A 17,159-nucleotide genomic window follows, 5' to 3' on the forward strand; every position below is an offset into this window, starting at 1 on the left:
TGTAAACGCAAACGATATTTACACTTCCAACATAAATGTGACAGGGCCATCGTTTTGTAGTGATACCTGCATATCGGCAGCAAAGCGACCCGTTTCAGTTTGAAGATGAGGGCGAGCTTGAGTTACAAAATAGTCATATAATTTCTCACCTAACTCAGGAGAAGCCCCTTTTGAAAAGCCCGGTCGTGTGCCTTTCCGTGTATCGGCTACCAATGTAAATTGAGAAACCACCAGCAAAGCACCGCCAACCTGCTGAACGTTTAAGTTCATTTTGTCATCGTCATCAGCAAAAATACGATATTTTAAGAGCTTCTGCAGCAGCTTATCTGCATGCTCTTGAGTATCATCTTTTTCCACACCTAAAAGTACTAAAATACCTTGATCGATTTGCCCAGTGATCTCTCCGTCCACTTCAACCTTGGCATGTTTAACACGCTGAATCAGAGCTTTCATAAAAACTCTCCACCCTAAAAAACACAAAAATAAATGGTAACGAATTTGCCATAAAAAACCCCAATGCTTTCACATTGAGGTTTTCGAAACTATCAAGCAATCAACCGCCCATTAAAAGCGTTATGCGACGCGCCACCTGATCATTTAATTCCAACAGCACACCGAAACTGCCTGCTATCTCATAAAAGCGTTGTGCGAGTCCGCTAATGCAAGGCAACTTTATCAGCGTAATTGAGAAAGCTAATGACTGATAATGTAATTCCGTAGGCGAAGAAGATCTGGCAAGGCAAAAGCTTTTAAGGGCGCGCAGCGTACGTTGTGTGTACGTGAGCACACCGAAAAAGCTTTTAACGAAGCCAGATCGATGCAGCTAGGAATTATTTTTTCTTGGCAGCGTTGTTAGCACGCTTACGCTCAGTCTCAGTCAACAACTTCTTACGCAAGCGAATGCTTTCTGGCGTAATTTCCACTAGCTCATCATCTTCGATAAAGTCTAAAGCTTGCTCTAGCGTATGCTTCACTGGTGGCGTTAAGTTAATGGCTTCGTCAGTACCTGAAGCACGCACGTTGGTTAACTGCTTGGCTTTTGTTGGATTAACAACAAGGTCGTTATCACGGCTATGTAAACCAACAATCTGACCCTCGTAAACTTCTTGGCTTGGCTCTACGAATAGACGGCCACGCTCTTGAAGAGTAAATAGGGCGTAGCCTAATACTTTACCTGCCACCATGGAGACCAATACACCATTGTGGCGCGATACCACTTCGGTATCTTTAACTGGACCATAGTGATCGAACACGTTAGTCAGAATACCGCTACCTGATGTCATGGTCATGAATTCGTTACGGAAACCAATTAAACCACGGGCTGGCATCATGAATTCCAAACGCACTCGGCCTTTGCCATCTGGAACCATATTCGACATTTCCGCGCGACGGTCACCCATGGCAGACATGATTGAACCTTGATGCTCTTCTTCAACATCGATCACCACTTGCTCATATGGCTCTTGAATAACACCATCGATTTCTTTCTGCACAACTTCTGGACGACCGACAGCCAACTCAAAGCCTTCACGACGCATGTTTTCAATCAAAACGGACAAGTGAAGCTCACCACGACCAGACACTTTGAACTTCTCTGGGCTTTCACCTGGCTCGACACGCAATGCAACGTTGGTGATTAATTCTTTTTCTAAACGCTCAGCAATATTACGGCTGGTAACGTATTTACCTTCTTTACCAGCAAACGGTGAATCGTTTACTTGGAAAGTCATGCTTACGGTCGGTTCATCTACGCTCAACTTAGGAAGTGCTTCAACGTTGTTAGGATCACACAATGTATCCGAGATATTTAGCGTCTCTAAACCTGTAATACAAACAATATCACCAGCAGTGGCTTGATCTACAACCACGCGGTTCAAGCCATGATAACCTTTTACTTCCAACACACGACCGTTACGCTTCTTACCATCACGGTCAATTACAGCAACAGGCTGATTCGTTTTAAGGGTACCGCGGGTAATACGACCAATCCCGATAACACCTTGGTATGGGTCATAATCCAAAGATGAAACCTGCATTTGGAAGTCACCCTCTGGATCAACATCTGGCGCTGGCACATGCTCAATAATCGCATCGAACAACGCACCCATATCCTCACCCATTTCATCAGGATCATTACCTGCAATGCCGTTTAAGGCCGATGCGTAAACTACAGGGAAATCTAACTGCTCTTCCGTCGCACCTAGACGATCAAATAGGTCAAAGACTTCATCCATTACCCAATCAGGGCGCGCACCTGGTCGGTCGATCTTGTTAATAACAACGATAGGACGCAAACCACGATCGAACGCTTTTTGTGTAACAAATCGAGTTTGAGGCATTGGACCGTCTTGTGCGTCAACGATAAGAAGCACAGAGTCCACCATAGACATTACACGCTCAACCTCACCACCGAAGTCGGCGTGCCCAGGCGTGTCCACGATGTTTACGCGGTATTCGCCCCATTTAATAGCGGTATTCTTAGAAAGGATGGTAATACCACGTTCTTTCTCTTGATCATTACTGTCCATCATGCGCTCGCCACCCTGCTCTTTACGATCTAGGGTGCCCGATTGCTCAAGCAATTTATCAACCAAAGTGGTTTTACCATGGTCAACGTGGGCGATGATGGCGATGTTTCTTAAGTTCTCAATCATTTACTTCATTCAACGTGGTTTGAAATTTGGGCGCGATTATAGCCACCTAAAGGGGTCTAGGCTATGAAATCTCCATATTTATCTGATTATTTTTTATTCGACCGTTTGTTTAAACTGGCTTTTTTGGACTGATGCCGGCCCGCAAGTAAAAAATGTCCCGAGAAAGCGCACTTCCCCCTTACTTGACCCGTGCCAATGAACCTATAATGTGCGGGCTTTTAATGCCAATCATGCGTGCAGTGCATAAAAATATAGATGCATGCACTTTTATGGTGCGCATTACAGGCAATTGCACAACCTGAGTGCATGGACTAAGGTTTTTGTACCTCTGTGCTCCCGTAAACTGGGCAGCTATAGCCATTTCTAATGGTGGCATAGGTCTTGCTTTAAGTTGGGGCAGTGCACCACAGGACTAATTACCAAGTTAGCCGCTTGTGCAGCCTTGAGATAAAGAGATACCTAAAACTTATCGACGCTTAAACGTCTTCAACAATTGGAGAGCAACATGTCAGAGAACACTCTGAAGCTGATTAAAGACAACGATGTGAAGTGGGTTGATTTACGCTTCACCGACACCAAAGGTAAAGAGCAGCACGTTACCATTCCTGCTAAGGATGTTGATGAGGAGTTCTTTGAAGTAGGTCAAATGTTCGATGGCTCTTCAATTTCTGGTTGGAAAGGCATCAACGAATCTGACATGATTCTTTTGCCAGACGACACCACTCCTTTCCTAGATCCGTTCACTGAAGATGCTACTTTGTGTCTACGTTGTGACATCATCGAGCCTTCTACCATGCAAGGTTACGAGCGTGATCCTCGTTCTGTAGCGAAACGCGCAGAAGAGTACCTACAATCGACAGGTCTTGGTGATACTGCGTTCTTCGGTCCAGAGCCAGAATTCTTCATCTTTGATGATGTACGTTGGGGTGCTGATATGTCTGGCACTTTCTACAAAATCAACTCTGAAGAAGCTGCTTGGAACACAGAGGCAGTAATGGAAGGCGGCAACATGGGTCACCGTCCATCTGTTAAAGGCGGTTACTTCCCAGTACCACCTGTTGATAGCTCTCACGACATGCGTGCAGCTATGTGTAACACCATGATGGCTATCGGTCTTGATGTTGAAGTACATCACCACGAAGTAGCTACAGCTAACCAAAACGAAATCGGTGTTAAATTCAACACTCTAGTTAAGAAAGCTGACGAAGTTCAAATGCTTAAGTACGTTGTTCACAACGTTGCTCATGCTTACGGTAAAACAGCGACTTTCATGCCTAAGCCAGTGGTTGGTGATAACGGTTCTGGTATGCACGTTCACCAATCTTTCTGGAAAGACGGTGAAAACCAATTCGCTGGTGACAGCTACTCTGGTCTAAGCGAAACGGCTCTTTACTACATCGGCGGTATCATCAAGCACGCTAAAGCGTTGAATGCGTTCACTAACCCTTCAACTAACTCTTACAAGCGTCTGATCCCTGGTTTCGAAGCACCTGTAATGCTTGCGTACTCTGCACGCAACCGTTCTGCTTCTATCCGTATTCCATACGTTGCATCTCCAAAAGGTAAGCGTGTTGAAGCTCGTTTCCCTGATCCAACTGCTAACCCATACCTAGCGTTTGCTGCAATGCTAATGGCTGGTATCGATGGTGTTAAGAACAAGATCCACCCTGGCGATGCAGCTGATAAAGACTTGTACGACCTACCTGCTGAAGAAGCAGCTCAGATCCCACAAGTTGCTGGTAGCCTACGTGAAGCTCTAGGTGCTCTAGAAGCTGACATGGACTTCTTGGTTGAAGGTGGCGTGTTCACTAAAGACATGATCGAAGCTTACATCGAACTTAAGATGGAAGATGTGTATCGTGTAGAACACACGACTCACCCAGCTGAGTTCGACATGTACTACTCTCTATAATCTTTCTTTAAGATTACTGAGCAAAAGAAAGGTCGCTTCGGCGGCCTTTTTTTATTCTTGAAAAGCAAGCCAGTAATCACACCCACCAATATCGTTGATTACTTCCAGCACAACTATGCAAATTAGTTTACAGTATCACCATTAGCCGCTTTCAATCTGTAAATACACTATGCCTTTACAACTATTATTAATACTCCTTATTTCGCTTTGCACCATTACTGTGCAAGCACAAGTCTACACGTGGATAAATGAAGAAGGCGTCCGTGTATATGGCGATAAGCCTCCTGAGCAAGCGCAAGAGGCTGCTCTACCCCAACTTCAGGAATTCAGCTCGCCCAAAAAAGCCAACAAGAAAGGAAATGAAAACAAGGTCGACGAGAATGCAAACAAGCAAGAAACGTCGTTTAACTATCGACGCTTGGAAATCATAACGCCAAAAGAGGATGAAATGATCACATCTGGCGCCGCAGGCAATGTAGCAATCCAACTCCATGTGGAGCCTAACCTGCGACCTGGCCACGAGGTTACGCTGTACCTCAATAGCCAACCAGTATCTACCGAAGCGAGTCTACAGTTTCAACTAGAAAACCTTAGACGCGGTTCGCACCTATTGAAAGCAGAAATCAAACATCAGGGCACACGCCTCATTTCCAGTCCAAAGCGGCGCATACATGTTCAGCGCCCCTCGATTCTCAATCGGCCGCGCACTCAATAAAGACATTCCGCACTATTTTGGTGCTACCATAGAACTGGTAGTGCCGTTTTGCACCCAGATAATGCCAAAATATACGTTGTTTTCACGGCCTGCACGCGAAAATAGTGCATCTAAGACACTGGCTTGATAATTGCAGACTAGGCTTAGCAGCCCGTTTTTGATGCGCACCCCAAATCGAATAAGCATTTGCGGGGGCGAGACTATTGGCTATTCATCAAAGCCGTCTGCGCCAAGGAAAACGAGTATTTATGGCCGATTTTGTATTTTATAAGCAACTCATTAATCACTTAGACAGCGCTATTTTAGTGGTGGATGATCAATTGTGTGTCACCTACCTGAATCCAGCTGCGGAAGCCTTGCTTCAGGTAAGCGGACGCCGTTGCGTTGGCCTGCCTGTAAAACATTTCTTCTTAGATTCTTTAGAATCTTCTTCAACGTTAGAACAAAGCATCGCTGAGGATACGTCTTTCACCAAACGCGAAGCTCATGTTCGCTTACAGAATCAAACCATTATTACCTTAGACTATAGTGTTTCCCCCGTTGAATTTGATAATTCTCTTTGCCTCGTCATAGAAATGCATGCCCGTGATCGCCTTTTACGCATTAGCAAAGAAGAGGAATTAATTTCAGCTCAAGCAACGACACAAGCTTTAGTGAGAGGCATGGCCCACGAAATCAAAAACCCTTTGGGCGGCATTCGAGGTAGCGCGCAATTGTTAGAGCGCATGTTGGATAATTCGGAGCTACAAGAATTCACACAAATCATCATTGATGAAGTAGATCGCTTGCGTAACTTAGTGGACAAAATGCTTGGCCCGAACAAACTGTTGGAGCGAGAAGACACCAATATTCACGAAGTTTTAGAACGCGTACACAGCCTAATCAGTGTTGAATCTGAAGGCAAAGTTAAGCTACGACGAGACTATGACCCGAGCATTCCAGAGTTTTTAGCCGACAAAGAACAACTTATCCAAGTTGTATTGAACATCGCTCGCAATGCCATGCAAGCATTACTACAGCATGTATCCGCGGAAGGCTCTCCACAAATAACTTTACGCACGCGGACTGTACGTCAATTTACTATTGGCCACACCAAGCATCGCTTAGTCCTTCACATATCTATTGTTGATAACGGACCAGGCATTCCCGAAGACATACGAGAAAGCTTGTTTTTCCCTATGGTCAGCGGCCGCGCTGAAGGTACAGGTCTAGGTTTATCGATTGCTCAGAGCATCGTGAACCAACATCAAGGCATTATCGAGTGTGAGTCTGAACCGGGCCGTACTCAGTTTTCAATTTATTTACCACTTGAGCTCTCACTTAATGACTATGAGCGGGCTCGATGAAAATCACTTAAGGCTTGAGAAACGTTATGAATAAAGTTTGGATTATTGATGATGATCGCTCGATTCGCTGGGTGCTCGAAAAAGCACTCGAACAGGAGAATATCGAAAGTCATTCTTTTGAAAGTGGCGAGAAAGTTCTCAATGCTTTAAATCGTGAAACCCCTGATGCCATCGTCAGCGACGTCCGTATGCCGGGTATGGATGGCTTAGAGCTGCTTAAACAAGTTCATGAGATTCAGCCGGATATTCCAGTGATCATCATGACGGCACACAGTGATTTAGACAGTGCAGTCAATTCTTATCAACAGGGTGCATTCGAATATTTACCCAAACCCTTTGATGTCGACGAAGCGGTAGCGCTCATTAAGCGCGCAATTAATCATCGTCAAGAACATGCTGCAGTCCACGCACAGCAACCAGCCGAACCTTATAAACATACAGAGATAATTGGTGAAGCACCTGCGATGCAGGAAGTGTTTCGCGCCATTGGTCGTTTGAGCCAAAGCAATATCACCGTATTAATTAACGGTGAGTCGGGCACAGGTAAAGAACTTGTTGCTCATGCCTTACACAAACATAGTCCGCGCCGTGAATACCCTTTTGTTGCCTTGAATATGGCGGCTATCCCAAAGGATCTTATTGAATCAGAATTATTTGGTCACGAAAAAGGCTCTTTCACAGGTGCCGGCGGACAGCGTCAAGGTCGCTTTGAACAAGCTGATGGCGGAACACTCTTCTTAGACGAAATTGGTGATATGCCAGCGGATACACAAACCCGTTTATTGCGTGTTTTAGCGGATGGCGAGTTTTATCGTGTAGGTGGTAGCACACCCGTTAAAGTTAACGTACGCATCATTGCGGCAACACACCAAGACTTGGAAGGCTTAGTAAAAGCTGGAAATTTCCGTGAAGATTTATTCCACCGTCTCAATGTCATTCGTATTCATATTCCTGCATTGGCCGAACGCCGCGAAGACATCCCACGTTTGTTACATCATTTTCTCAATCGTGCCGCTGATGAGTTGGGTGTCGAAGCCAAGGTATTAAAGTCCGATACAGAGGAATACTTATGCACACTGCCTTGGCCGGGAAATGTTCGTCAGTTAGAAAACACCTGTCGCTGGATTACGGTCATGGCATCCGGTCGAGAAGTCCACATCAACGACTTACCGCCAGAGTTGTTGAACAGCGAAGAAAAAATGACCACTAGCAATAACTGGGAACAAGCACTTCGCAATTGGGCTGACCAGCAATTGGCCCAGGGTAAGAAAGCGATTCTCGATGATGCTGTACCCATATTCGAACGCATTATGATTGAGACCGCACTAAAACATACTGCGGGTCGTCGTCGTGACGCGTCAATCTTATTGGGTTGGGGAAGGAATACTCTGACGCGTAAAATCAAAGAATTGGATATGGAATCCACAACAGTTGAAGAGGTCGAAGACTAGCGGCTTGAAACTTAGTAGCTAATCTCTTTCCAATAAATCACTCGGTCATTACCTCGATATTGACCAAAGCTCACCTCTGCGGATGGGTCTTCAATGGACCCATCCGTTGACTCATCCCAATTATGTTTTAACCACAGTGGCGCATCATAAAACAATTGGTAGCGCCCATATTCACCGTTGCTCGTAGCGGACCATTGGCCCAATGCAATGCCGTTATTTAAAACTCCAGTATTGCCATCAACAAAAGAGATCGTACTGCTTGTCAGGGTCAGAGGATTACTTGCATCCCCCGCATCAGTAACAGATAGGTTAATGACGTTTGTTAAATCATAAGGTGTGGCATTGTCCAAATCGTTTAGAATGAATTGGCCACCATCAAAATATTCTGTAAAGAAACGCTGCTCAATCGCCTGAGTCTCAACACCAAAAGCATTATCGATATTGAAGCGACCGAAGCGTATCTCTCCACCAGAACCTGGCAACCGATATTCACCCTGCGCAAGACTGATGCCTTGTGCATCGGATAGTGAAGTAACAACCAGCTCTATATCATTGTTAAAAGGTGCTATTTGGCTATTCTGTTCACGCACAAAACTAAAGCCATCAGCAGCACTGAATTCATATTGAATGGATGCTGAGCCAGGCAATAAATCGAAACTACCCGAGCTAAACCAAGTGTTGATCGATAGGTTGGAACCATCGATTCCCAAAGTCTGACTGCTCGCCGTTGCACTTAGTGCTAACACAGAGCTCAAAGGAGATAGATAATTCTGTAAGCTTTGGTTATTAGCGCCTCTTACTAAGATCGATAAGCTCGGTGCATTGCTATATTCAATAGCCCCTTTACTTTCGTCAGTCGTTAATTGGCCAGTATAGGTAAAACCGGTATTACCATCACTATAAATAGGCGCCACATGGCTTTGGATAAAAAAGTCTTTTGGAAAAAATCGTCCAATATTTTCGGATGTGCTTACCGGTAAAACTTGTGAAAGATAACTATTACCTCCCACTCGTAAATTAAACACACCCATTTCAGTGATGGATAGCTGCGTTGAGGCGGCACCATTAGTCAAAGCAATGCTGCTCTGACTGAGATTGCCAGCACGACCACCGTCGGCAATCGTTGGACTGACTAAACCATGTTGTAAATCGAGGCTGCTATTAAACTGCGTTGTAGTATTAAAGCTACAAAAATTCGCGCTTCCATCACCATAGGTTTTTGCTTGAACATCAACATCAAATAAACTGCCTGCTTGCTTGAAAGCCGTACAGTTTGCGCTTAGCCCAGGGCTCGTGCATGCACTATCAGCTTCAGGTGCGCGAACACAAAAACCAGCAGGGGTATTCACGATATTATTTGAAGCACCTTGAATAAAGTTACCCGTCACTTGACCATTATCATCCCGTAAGTCATATCGGGCTAATAGTTGAACCAAACCTGCTTCGTCATATTGATAAGAGAACGACGCCGTTTCGCTGCTGGCATCACCAAAATTCAGTGTCACATCACTGTATGCAGGGCTGGTAGTATTTGCATTCATGACAAGGGATTGGCCATCGACTTGCAATGTTGTTGAAGAGCAAGTTGATGGATCTAAGCACACTGCTGCCATTTGCACGGTTTGATCTTGTAAAAGTAAAGGCTGGCATGAGCCTGTAGTGTCATCTGTTTCCACTGCGCGCAAGGTGTGTCCTATACTGGGTAGCCCTGCTACTTGAGGAGGAAGTGAACTGAAAACAAAACCTGCCGCATTGAACTGCGTTTGCGATGAATCTATAGCAGGTGCGAGTTCCACTCGTATATCGGTTAATTCCTCAAAGGTATTTTTATATAAAAGAGTTACTTGCCCATTATCATCAGCCGACATGGTATAAGTGGCTAATCCATCATTTGCAATATCATTGTTAATAATGCCATTACTGGTAGCAGACAGAGACCAATCTCCATGTCCTTGGGAAGTCGACAATGTAATCGTATCGGAAAAGTCTGTTATGACATCTCCATTAGTATCAAATACAGTTATGACTACTTCTATTGGCAAGCAGTTAATGCCAATAGACGGTGTGGAAATTTGTAACGAACCAAGGCGTGTTTGGTTGCCTTCACACCATTGGATATCATTAAGCCCGTCATACAAAGCTTCATCAAATACCACCTTGGCTTCGCTATTGCTGAAGTATTCATTCGCTGTAACTGCACCATATAATTGCGCATCAAAACCTAAACTGACACTGCCTTGACTATAGATAGTGCCACTGTAAGTGACATTAGAATTAAACGTTACATCATCATACGCGTAGAGTAATAACGCGCTGGTAGAGCCTGATGAATCTAATGCAGGAGAGTTAATAAGCGCAGAAGAACCTACATTGATCGCCCGATTTACATATAGACGAACGGGCCCCTCAGCCACATTTATTTCTGCTGAACTTCCTATGGATAGCTCATTTATCCAGTATGTTCCTGCTTCGAACGTGACTTGAGATGAACCCGCAATATCTAGTCGATCAATATAAAAGGTATCAAAGTTATCATTAGTAAAAGTAAGATTGGATAAAAATGATGTGGTCACATTGTCATAATCATCAAATGCACCCACGGTAGCACTTGTAAAAAACAAGACAAACACATCTCGTCCCGCACTGCCCCGCTGGAATCTCCCAGGATCAACACTATTAACCAACTCATCACCATTGCTGCAGTGAACCGATTCACAACTGAGTAAAGTCGAGCCACCGTTAAACCGAATCGAATTGGCACTTAGTTGGCTATCAGCATTATTTATTAGCTGACTATTGAAACCGAAATCAATAAGTGTGTTTCGCCCCGTTGTGGCAATACCATCAGGAAAAGTACCTTCACATGCGCGTAGCAGCGTCGGTTGGCAACTCCTACGTGGAACAAGTAATCCTCTGATTTGACTAATATTGAGAGGAGTACTGTAGATAGCAATCTCATCGAAATCTGAATTACTCGATGGTCCTGGACCAATGACATTGCCGGGATAATTATCACCGAATACAATATTATCAAAGCCCGTTACCGTACCATTAGTTGATGGGCTTTCATCGATTACTAATTCACCATTAACATAAAGTTTGAACTCGTTGTTTACGTAATCAAACGTTAAAGCAATGTGATACCAAATGTTGGCTTGTCTTGTTGTGGATAAAGCTGGTTCGGTATAACTAAAATCGCGATCAGAACTATCCTCAAAGCGCCACCTTAATCGACCATTTGATTCTTTTTGCAATAAAAAATACTTATCTGCAGTTGTACCGGTTATGACTTCAGTTGCATCCAGCAAAGTATGAGCAGGCCCTGTTGCGTTCCACGCGCTATTGTAACGGACCCAAAAGGCAATTGTGCCTGAAGTACCTATGTCGTTGTCTAAATCTACCCCGGTTTGAATACCATCAAAGGAAATATCACTGTTATTATTTGCCACTCTTGCAGCAGAGCAAACCTGACCATCAACAACATTACTAACCTGCCCTTGCATCGTTCCGGCGAAACGCCCCGATTGGTCGATAACGCTGCCATTACCAGTCCATACATTTTTATCTAAGCGGTAGAAAGCAGTAGCACTCGGACAACTGGCTGTATCTTGTGCTCCGTAGCGAACAATTGGTTCACGAACAGGACATACACGGGAACGTATCTCGCGATTCGTCACGCTATAATCAAACCAAGACACTTCACCAGGAGGCCGATATTGCACATACAAGCCACCGTCACAACAATCCTCCGCACCAATCACTTCTAGTCTGTGAAAACCGGACGATAGCTCAATGGAGCCAGATAGAACATCACTGCTGGACCAATTATCATTCCACCAAAGATTACCTTGCCAGTCTTCCGCTAAAACCTGTCCATTAACATATAACCCACCACCATAGCCAAAGTCAGATGCATAGCGGATCTCCCAAGTGCCAGCCTCGTTCTCTTCTACTTCAAAAAATGTTTCGCTGTATCCGATAAAATTTTGACCAGCGCCAAATAAATCACTATTAGATAGCCCCGTTATTTCATCAATGATCGTACATCCGTATCCAGCTGTATTATCGCCAGCTAAATTAAATAGACTTCGAGTTTCTGTTAGCGAATCTGGATCTATTTGATTTTGACGGCTATGAAACTTTATTCCTGGTTCGGTGAACGTGAACGGAACATTCGATCGTTCAGGTGCAAACTGATTTCCATAATAAATATATATCGTTTTAATTTGATTGGCTGAAACCGTTGGTAAGCGGACCCAAACGCTAGCTTGCTCTGTATCGCCATTCCAATTCTCAATCCAAAACTCTAGCTCAGTTTGGTCATCAGAATCGAGTATCCTCATATCCTGCCCATCTTGCGTCCATGAATATGCGGGATTTAATCGACTGCCATTAAGCTGTAGTTGCACTTGATAGTTCGTTAACGTGTTTCCGGTGACTTCTTCAATCTCGAGAGTCGTACGATATGGGAAAGCGCAATTCCAATAGGCTTCGGCAAAGCCACTGAAAAGTGAAAACAAAAGCAAGACAAGCGGTGTTTTCATGGACCTATCTCCGCTTTAACACGGATTTGTATGATACGAGTTGTTTGGCCAGATCCTTGACCACATTGTCCTGTACTGGTCAAAGTGAAGAAATCCTCACCATTATCACTTTGCTGCTCACAGCTAACATTGATTAGGCAATCGTTTAAACCATTTCCCGATAAATTTAGATTATTAATAAAACTATTGCTGCAGGCTGGCGCGGTAAGATCGCTAAGAAAATATGTAGCCGCTAAGTTTGCCCCTGATTCTGCCGCATAAAACGCTCTCAAGCTTAACCATTGTCGACCGTAGGTGTCAGCGTTGATTTGATTTAACGTATTGATCGCCGCCACGATTAATATGATGACCAAAATAACGAACAATGCGGTAGGTAGACCGAATCCAGATTGCTTAGGGAACATTGCGAATTTGTACCTCTTCGGTCAGCAACAGTGTTTCTTGCACTTTTTCATCGTTTCTAAACTCCATGCTAAAACCCACAAGCGCATTACGGCGCAGCGACATAGGTAAATATCGAAATACAATAGAACCCGCAACAAGCTTGTTTGCGAGAATGACTCGATTGGGAATGGTTGAAGGTAATCCAGTGGGATAACTATTTGCTGAACTATTGAACCCATAGCTTTCATACAAAAAAAGTTGTGTGCCTTGTTGGCATATCGACTTGGGTTCATCAACAATAAATATTCGCTTCTGGGGTGATGTTCGTTCAAATTGAAACTCAGCGCCAGATGCAAACTGATAAACAGAAACATCACTACTCACTGAGGTCGGGACCGCAATATTATTGCTGATGCGCCCCGGATTTCGGCTGATGTCATATAAGGTATCCGCGTTATTCACGCTAGGATAAATTACTAAGCGTCCTTCGTCGGGTAGTTCACTAGAAACCGTTAATAGATGTACCTCAGTTTTAGTATCTGGTGAACCAATAAACGGCGCTTGAACGTATTCACTTGCGGCTAAAATAGGAATCCATTCCAAACAATTTCCACTACTGTTGGTGCGAATACTATTAGGAAGAGCATTAACAAGCTGCCGCTTTAGTTTCTCTGATGCGATAAGAGATAAAGAACTCAGGTCACTACGGCTTGCCGTATCCACCAGCCCCTGCGCACTGAAACTAATGAAACGGACGCTACCCACTGCTAAAATCGATGTAATAACAATCACGATAATAAGTTCAACTAACGTGAATCCACGAGACATCAGAAATTACCCTTGTAACTACTGGATGAACGAACATCACCACCTGGTAAACGAATCGAAATGAATATTCGTTTGGCGTACTCATTTGCAATCCCTAAATCCGTGCCCGCACAATTTACGCTAATACTGACCGAATACTCCTGCAACCGACTTAAATCCAGACTAGTCTCAATGAGCTGTGGTGGTTGCTCTACTAAGCCGTGATAATCATCGACATCATCAAAATCTTCCCTGCTTTGACCTTCTGTACTTTGCTCGCATGGGTTTTGTGAAGCCGGCACCTGACCACCGCCAATGGGTGTTTGATCATCAAATGCCATTGCAGTAATTTCGTTAAGATAAGCTTGAGATAGAGCCAAGGCTTGTTGCTCTAGCATTGGATTGGAACTACGAGCAATACCCGATGCAAGATTGGATATCAAAGCCGCCAGCGCAATACCGATCACAACAATACTGATGATGAGTTCTATAAGGGTCACCCCTATTTGCCGGCTAATTAACACAGGCACCTTCATACGCTAACCCACTGGGTGCTAAACATAAGTCAATTACCGAATTTCCACCCTCAAAACATAACCGTTGGTTGCTGTTGATTGCAGAGCCATCCGACGCAACGAATCGTCCGAGGCCATCATAAAAAAAACGTAGAGGTAAATTCGCACTAGGCAATGCGCTGCATGCCGATGAAAAATCCGAATCACTAAAGGCTAAGCGTTGGTCTTTGGCGCTAACTTGGACTTGCGTAATGGAGTTGCCTCGGAACAGGATTTGTAGCCGCCATTCATTTCCATTGGCTTGAGCTAAAAATTGAACAAGATTATTTGCATCTTGTTTTTGCAGGGCTTGAAGCTGAGCGCTTCGCAATTGAGTAAGCCATTGCTTACTACTAAGGCTAGCTGAATACTGAGAAGGGCTGCTAAACAATCCTATGCTTAGCACCCCAAGAATGGAAATAATAACGACAACAACGATCAGCTCAATGAGGGTAAAACCCATTCCTTTTTGCATAACTGATCCATGCTAGCCACTAGTTGCACTCAGTATTCGCTGAATCGAACGTCGCGACAGCACTAATAGTTGGCGCACTGATTGGGTTTGTGCCCGTCTGTGTAGCTTGGCTGTAGGTAAAGCAGGGACTGCCATCACTCGTATTGATTGAGACAATAAGATCCGTACCGTCAACAGTCAAAGCGTAACCATCAAGAGCGGACGCATCTTGAATACCAGCTACTGATGGATAACCATAAACCATAGCTACGCTTACCCCCTCTAACGTCACGTTGGAGGTCGCAGCCGATGCATTACAATTATCTGTGGCTAAACATGCTGCATGAGCAATGGCCGAGGCAGAGCGCACTGTACCTTTTGCACCTTCAATACTGGAGCTTTCCGCATCCCCGGTAAAATCGGCAAATTTGGGTAAAGCAAACGCTGATAATATCCCTAAAATTACAATCACCATAATCAATTCGATTAGAGTGAAACCCTGTGCTTTTGCTTGCTGCAATGTAGTTTGATTACATGTCATCGCCATACGACTACTCTCCTGTCTTAGACTATTAATAAGTGTAGACCATATTTTTAATGCAATAGAGTTTGTACATCTCCACTAGACAAATTGTAGATAATTTCTCCATGATTTTTATTCGATCGATATTGATACACGCACAGAGAACCACTACTAGCAACAGCGAGATAATCAGATTTTAAAGTCTCATCGGCAACCACGGAGGGGGCACTTTTCACCAATAGACCTTGCCAAATACGACGGCAACGTCGATGGTCACCCTCAATCATAGCGCTATGATTTGATGCGCTACCTCGACCAGCATCACTTGGCCAGCCTTGTGATGTGGTCGCAATATCGCTATTACCGTATCCATTCACATTATCCTGCTCACCTAGCTGACCATTAGACACCCACTGGCCGCGTAATAAGATCACTGCGCTAGCCAACGCACCGCCTGTGGCAGCGATTGAACTTGCATGGGCTTGCTTAGAATTGTCCATAAATCTAGGCATGGCAGTGGCGGCGATGATCGCAATGATCAAAATCACCATAACCAACTCCAACATACTGAAGCCATTTTTCCTACTCATATCAGCGCCCCCCCACACCCAAATCCCACATGGGTAGAAACACACCTAATGCCAAGATAAGTATCATCGCTCCCATAAAAATCAGTAGAATCGGTTCCAATGATGCACTGATATTTTTAACTCGATAGTCTGTTTCCTCGTCGTAGAACTGACTAACATCCATCAACAACGTATCGACTGCACCGCTTTCTTCACCAACGGAAATCATTTGTAAAATAAGAGGTGTAAACATACCTGACGCATAGGCCGTGCGAGAAAGGGTATCGCCGCGCTCAATGCCTTGCCTCATATCCAGTATATGCTGAGCAATATAGCGATTCCCCACTGATTCAGCACTTAAATCTAGACTTTGTAAAATAGGCACGCCAGCCTTAAAAAGCATGGCAAAAGTACGTGTAAAACGCGACAGTGCTATTTGATTTAGGAGTGATCCGATAATCGGTAGTCGCAGTTTGTATTGATCCCACCAATAGGCACCATTCTCACTATTTAAGTAGTAAAAGAAGAAGCTCACGGTCACTAACAGAACCGACAACAGAACCCACCAGTAGTGAATAAAAAAATTAGAAGTATTCAATAAAATAGAAGTGGCAAGAGGTAAATCACTTCCAAAGCGATTAAAGACATTGGCAAAGCTTGGTATAACGAACATATTGACCACTATGATCGCTATGAAAATAGCACTTATGAGCATGCTTGGATAACGTAATGCTGCCTTCACTTTTTTCTTGGTATCTCGCTCCATTTCTAAATGATCTACCAACTGTTTAAATGCTTCGTCCAGATTACCCGTGCTTTCACCCACTTGAATCATACTAATGAAGAGTGGCGTAAAGTGATGCTCGTGGGCACGTAAACTTTGACTCAAGGTATTACCACGACTTAAATCATTACCCACATGCCGAAGAATATTTTCCAATGTCGTATTGCGCGTAGTTTCTGCTAAACCGAGTACTGCTCGCATAATTGGAATACCACTGCGGGAAAGCGCATGCATTTGACGACAAAAAATAACCATGTCTTCAATGTCGACTTTTGGCTGGGGCAAAAACCGCTGCCACTCTATTTTCGGCGAAGTTCGTTCTAACAGCTGAATACTAATCGGCGTAAGGCTTTCTTGTAAAAGCCGATCGGCTACAGAATCGCGATTTGCAGCTTCATATTCACCCTCATGAACCTGTCCATGTTCGTCTCGAGCTTTAAAAGAGAACATTGCCATAGGCGG

The 17,159-nt window shown here is 44.2% G+C and carries 14 protein-coding genes; 4 read left to right on the top strand and 10 right to left on the bottom strand.

The features are described from left to right. Positions 1-18: 18 nt before the first annotated feature. Positions 19-453: a D-aminoacyl-tRNA deacylase gene (gene dtd / locus HF888_RS15320; RefSeq protein ID WP_007018239.1), complete on the bottom strand. Its 435-nt coding sequence runs from the start codon at positions 451-453 to the stop codon at positions 19-21. Between the two features lie 377 nt (positions 454-830). Beyond that, positions 831-2,654 (bottom strand): translational GTPase TypA, encoded by a 1,824-nt coding sequence (gene typA / locus HF888_RS15325; RefSeq protein WP_007018240.1) that lies wholly within the window; start codon positions 2,652-2,654, stop codon positions 831-833. Positions 2,655-3,159: 505 nt separating this feature from the next. Between typA and glnA the strand changes: the two genes are divergently transcribed. The 4 genes from glnA (at position 3,160) to glnG (ending at position 8,078) form a co-directional block, all read left to right on the top strand. Beyond that, positions 3,160-4,566 (top strand): glutamate--ammonia ligase, encoded by a 1,407-nt coding sequence (gene glnA, locus HF888_RS15330; protein WP_007018241.1) that lies wholly within the window; start codon positions 3,160-3,162, stop codon positions 4,564-4,566. A 169-nt stretch (positions 4,567-4,735) separates the two neighbouring features. Then, on the top strand, positions 4,736-5,281 hold the full coding sequence (locus tag HF888_RS15335) for a DUF4124 domain-containing protein (protein ID WP_007018242.1): 546 nt from the start codon (positions 4,736-4,738) through the stop codon (positions 5,279-5,281). Positions 5,282-5,529: 248 nt separating this feature from the next. After that, a complete protein-coding gene (gene glnL / locus HF888_RS15340) occupies positions 5,530-6,627 on the top strand; it encodes a nitrogen regulation protein NR(II) (RefSeq protein ID WP_007018244.1) in 1,098 nt (365 codons plus the stop codon). A 26-nt stretch (positions 6,628-6,653) separates the two neighbouring features. After that, positions 6,654-8,078, top strand: coding sequence for a nitrogen regulation protein NR(I) (gene glnG, locus HF888_RS15345; RefSeq protein WP_007018245.1), 1,425 nt, complete (start codon positions 6,654-6,656; stop codon positions 8,076-8,078). An 11-nt stretch (positions 8,079-8,089) separates the two neighbouring features. Here the strand turns inward: glnG and HF888_RS15350 are convergent, their stop codons facing one another. The 8 genes from HF888_RS15350 to HF888_RS15385 are packed head-to-tail and all read right to left on the bottom strand — an operon-like array spanning position 8,090 to position 17,153. Continuing rightward, positions 8,090-12,622 (bottom strand): CCXG family PEP-CTERM protein, encoded by a 4,533-nt coding sequence (locus HF888_RS15350; RefSeq protein ID WP_007018246.1) that lies wholly within the window; start codon positions 12,620-12,622, stop codon positions 8,090-8,092. Beyond that, positions 12,619-13,026, bottom strand: coding sequence for a Sec-independent protein translocase family protein (locus HF888_RS15355; RefSeq protein ID WP_007018247.1), 408 nt, complete (start codon positions 13,024-13,026; stop codon positions 12,619-12,621). Before HF888_RS15355 ends, HF888_RS15350 begins: the two co-directional genes overlap by 4 nt. After that, complete coding sequence (locus HF888_RS15360; protein WP_007018248.1) at positions 13,016-13,834, bottom strand: type II secretion system protein; 819 nt, start codon at positions 13,832-13,834, stop codon at positions 13,016-13,018. The genes HF888_RS15355 and HF888_RS15360 overlap by 11 nt, the downstream gene beginning before the upstream one ends. Continuing rightward, positions 13,834-14,349, bottom strand: coding sequence for a type IV pilus modification PilV family protein (locus HF888_RS15365; RefSeq protein ID WP_007018249.1), 516 nt, complete (start codon positions 14,347-14,349; stop codon positions 13,834-13,836). Before HF888_RS15365 ends, HF888_RS15360 begins: the two co-directional genes overlap by 1 nt. Beyond that, positions 14,327-14,842 carry a prepilin-type N-terminal cleavage/methylation domain-containing protein gene (locus HF888_RS15370; protein WP_007018250.1) on the bottom strand — a complete coding sequence of 172 codons (516 nt, stop codon included), beginning with the start codon at positions 14,840-14,842 and terminating at the stop codon, positions 14,327-14,329. The genes HF888_RS15365 and HF888_RS15370 overlap by 23 nt, the downstream gene beginning before the upstream one ends. A 19-nt stretch (positions 14,843-14,861) precedes the next feature. Further along, positions 14,862-15,368: a type II secretion system protein gene (locus tag HF888_RS15375; RefSeq protein ID WP_007018251.1), complete on the bottom strand. Its 507-nt coding sequence runs from the start codon at positions 15,366-15,368 to the stop codon at positions 14,862-14,864. 47 nt (positions 15,369-15,415) lie between these two features. Further along, the gene (locus HF888_RS15380; protein ID WP_007018252.1) at positions 15,416-15,934 is read right to left on the bottom strand and encodes a prepilin-type N-terminal cleavage/methylation domain-containing protein; all 519 of its coding nucleotides are present in this window, start codon (positions 15,932-15,934) and stop codon (positions 15,416-15,418) included. A 1-nt stretch (position 15,935) separates the two neighbouring features. Next, positions 15,936-17,153: a type II secretion system F family protein gene (locus HF888_RS15385; protein WP_007018253.1), complete on the bottom strand. Its 1,218-nt coding sequence runs from the start codon at positions 17,151-17,153 to the stop codon at positions 15,936-15,938. Positions 17,154-17,159 lie beyond the last annotated feature (6 nt).

It is taken from the genome of Bermanella marisrubri (assembly GCF_012295615.1).
GTDB classification, from domain to species: Bacteria; Pseudomonadota; Gammaproteobacteria; order Pseudomonadales; family Oceanobacteraceae; genus Bermanella; species Bermanella marisrubri.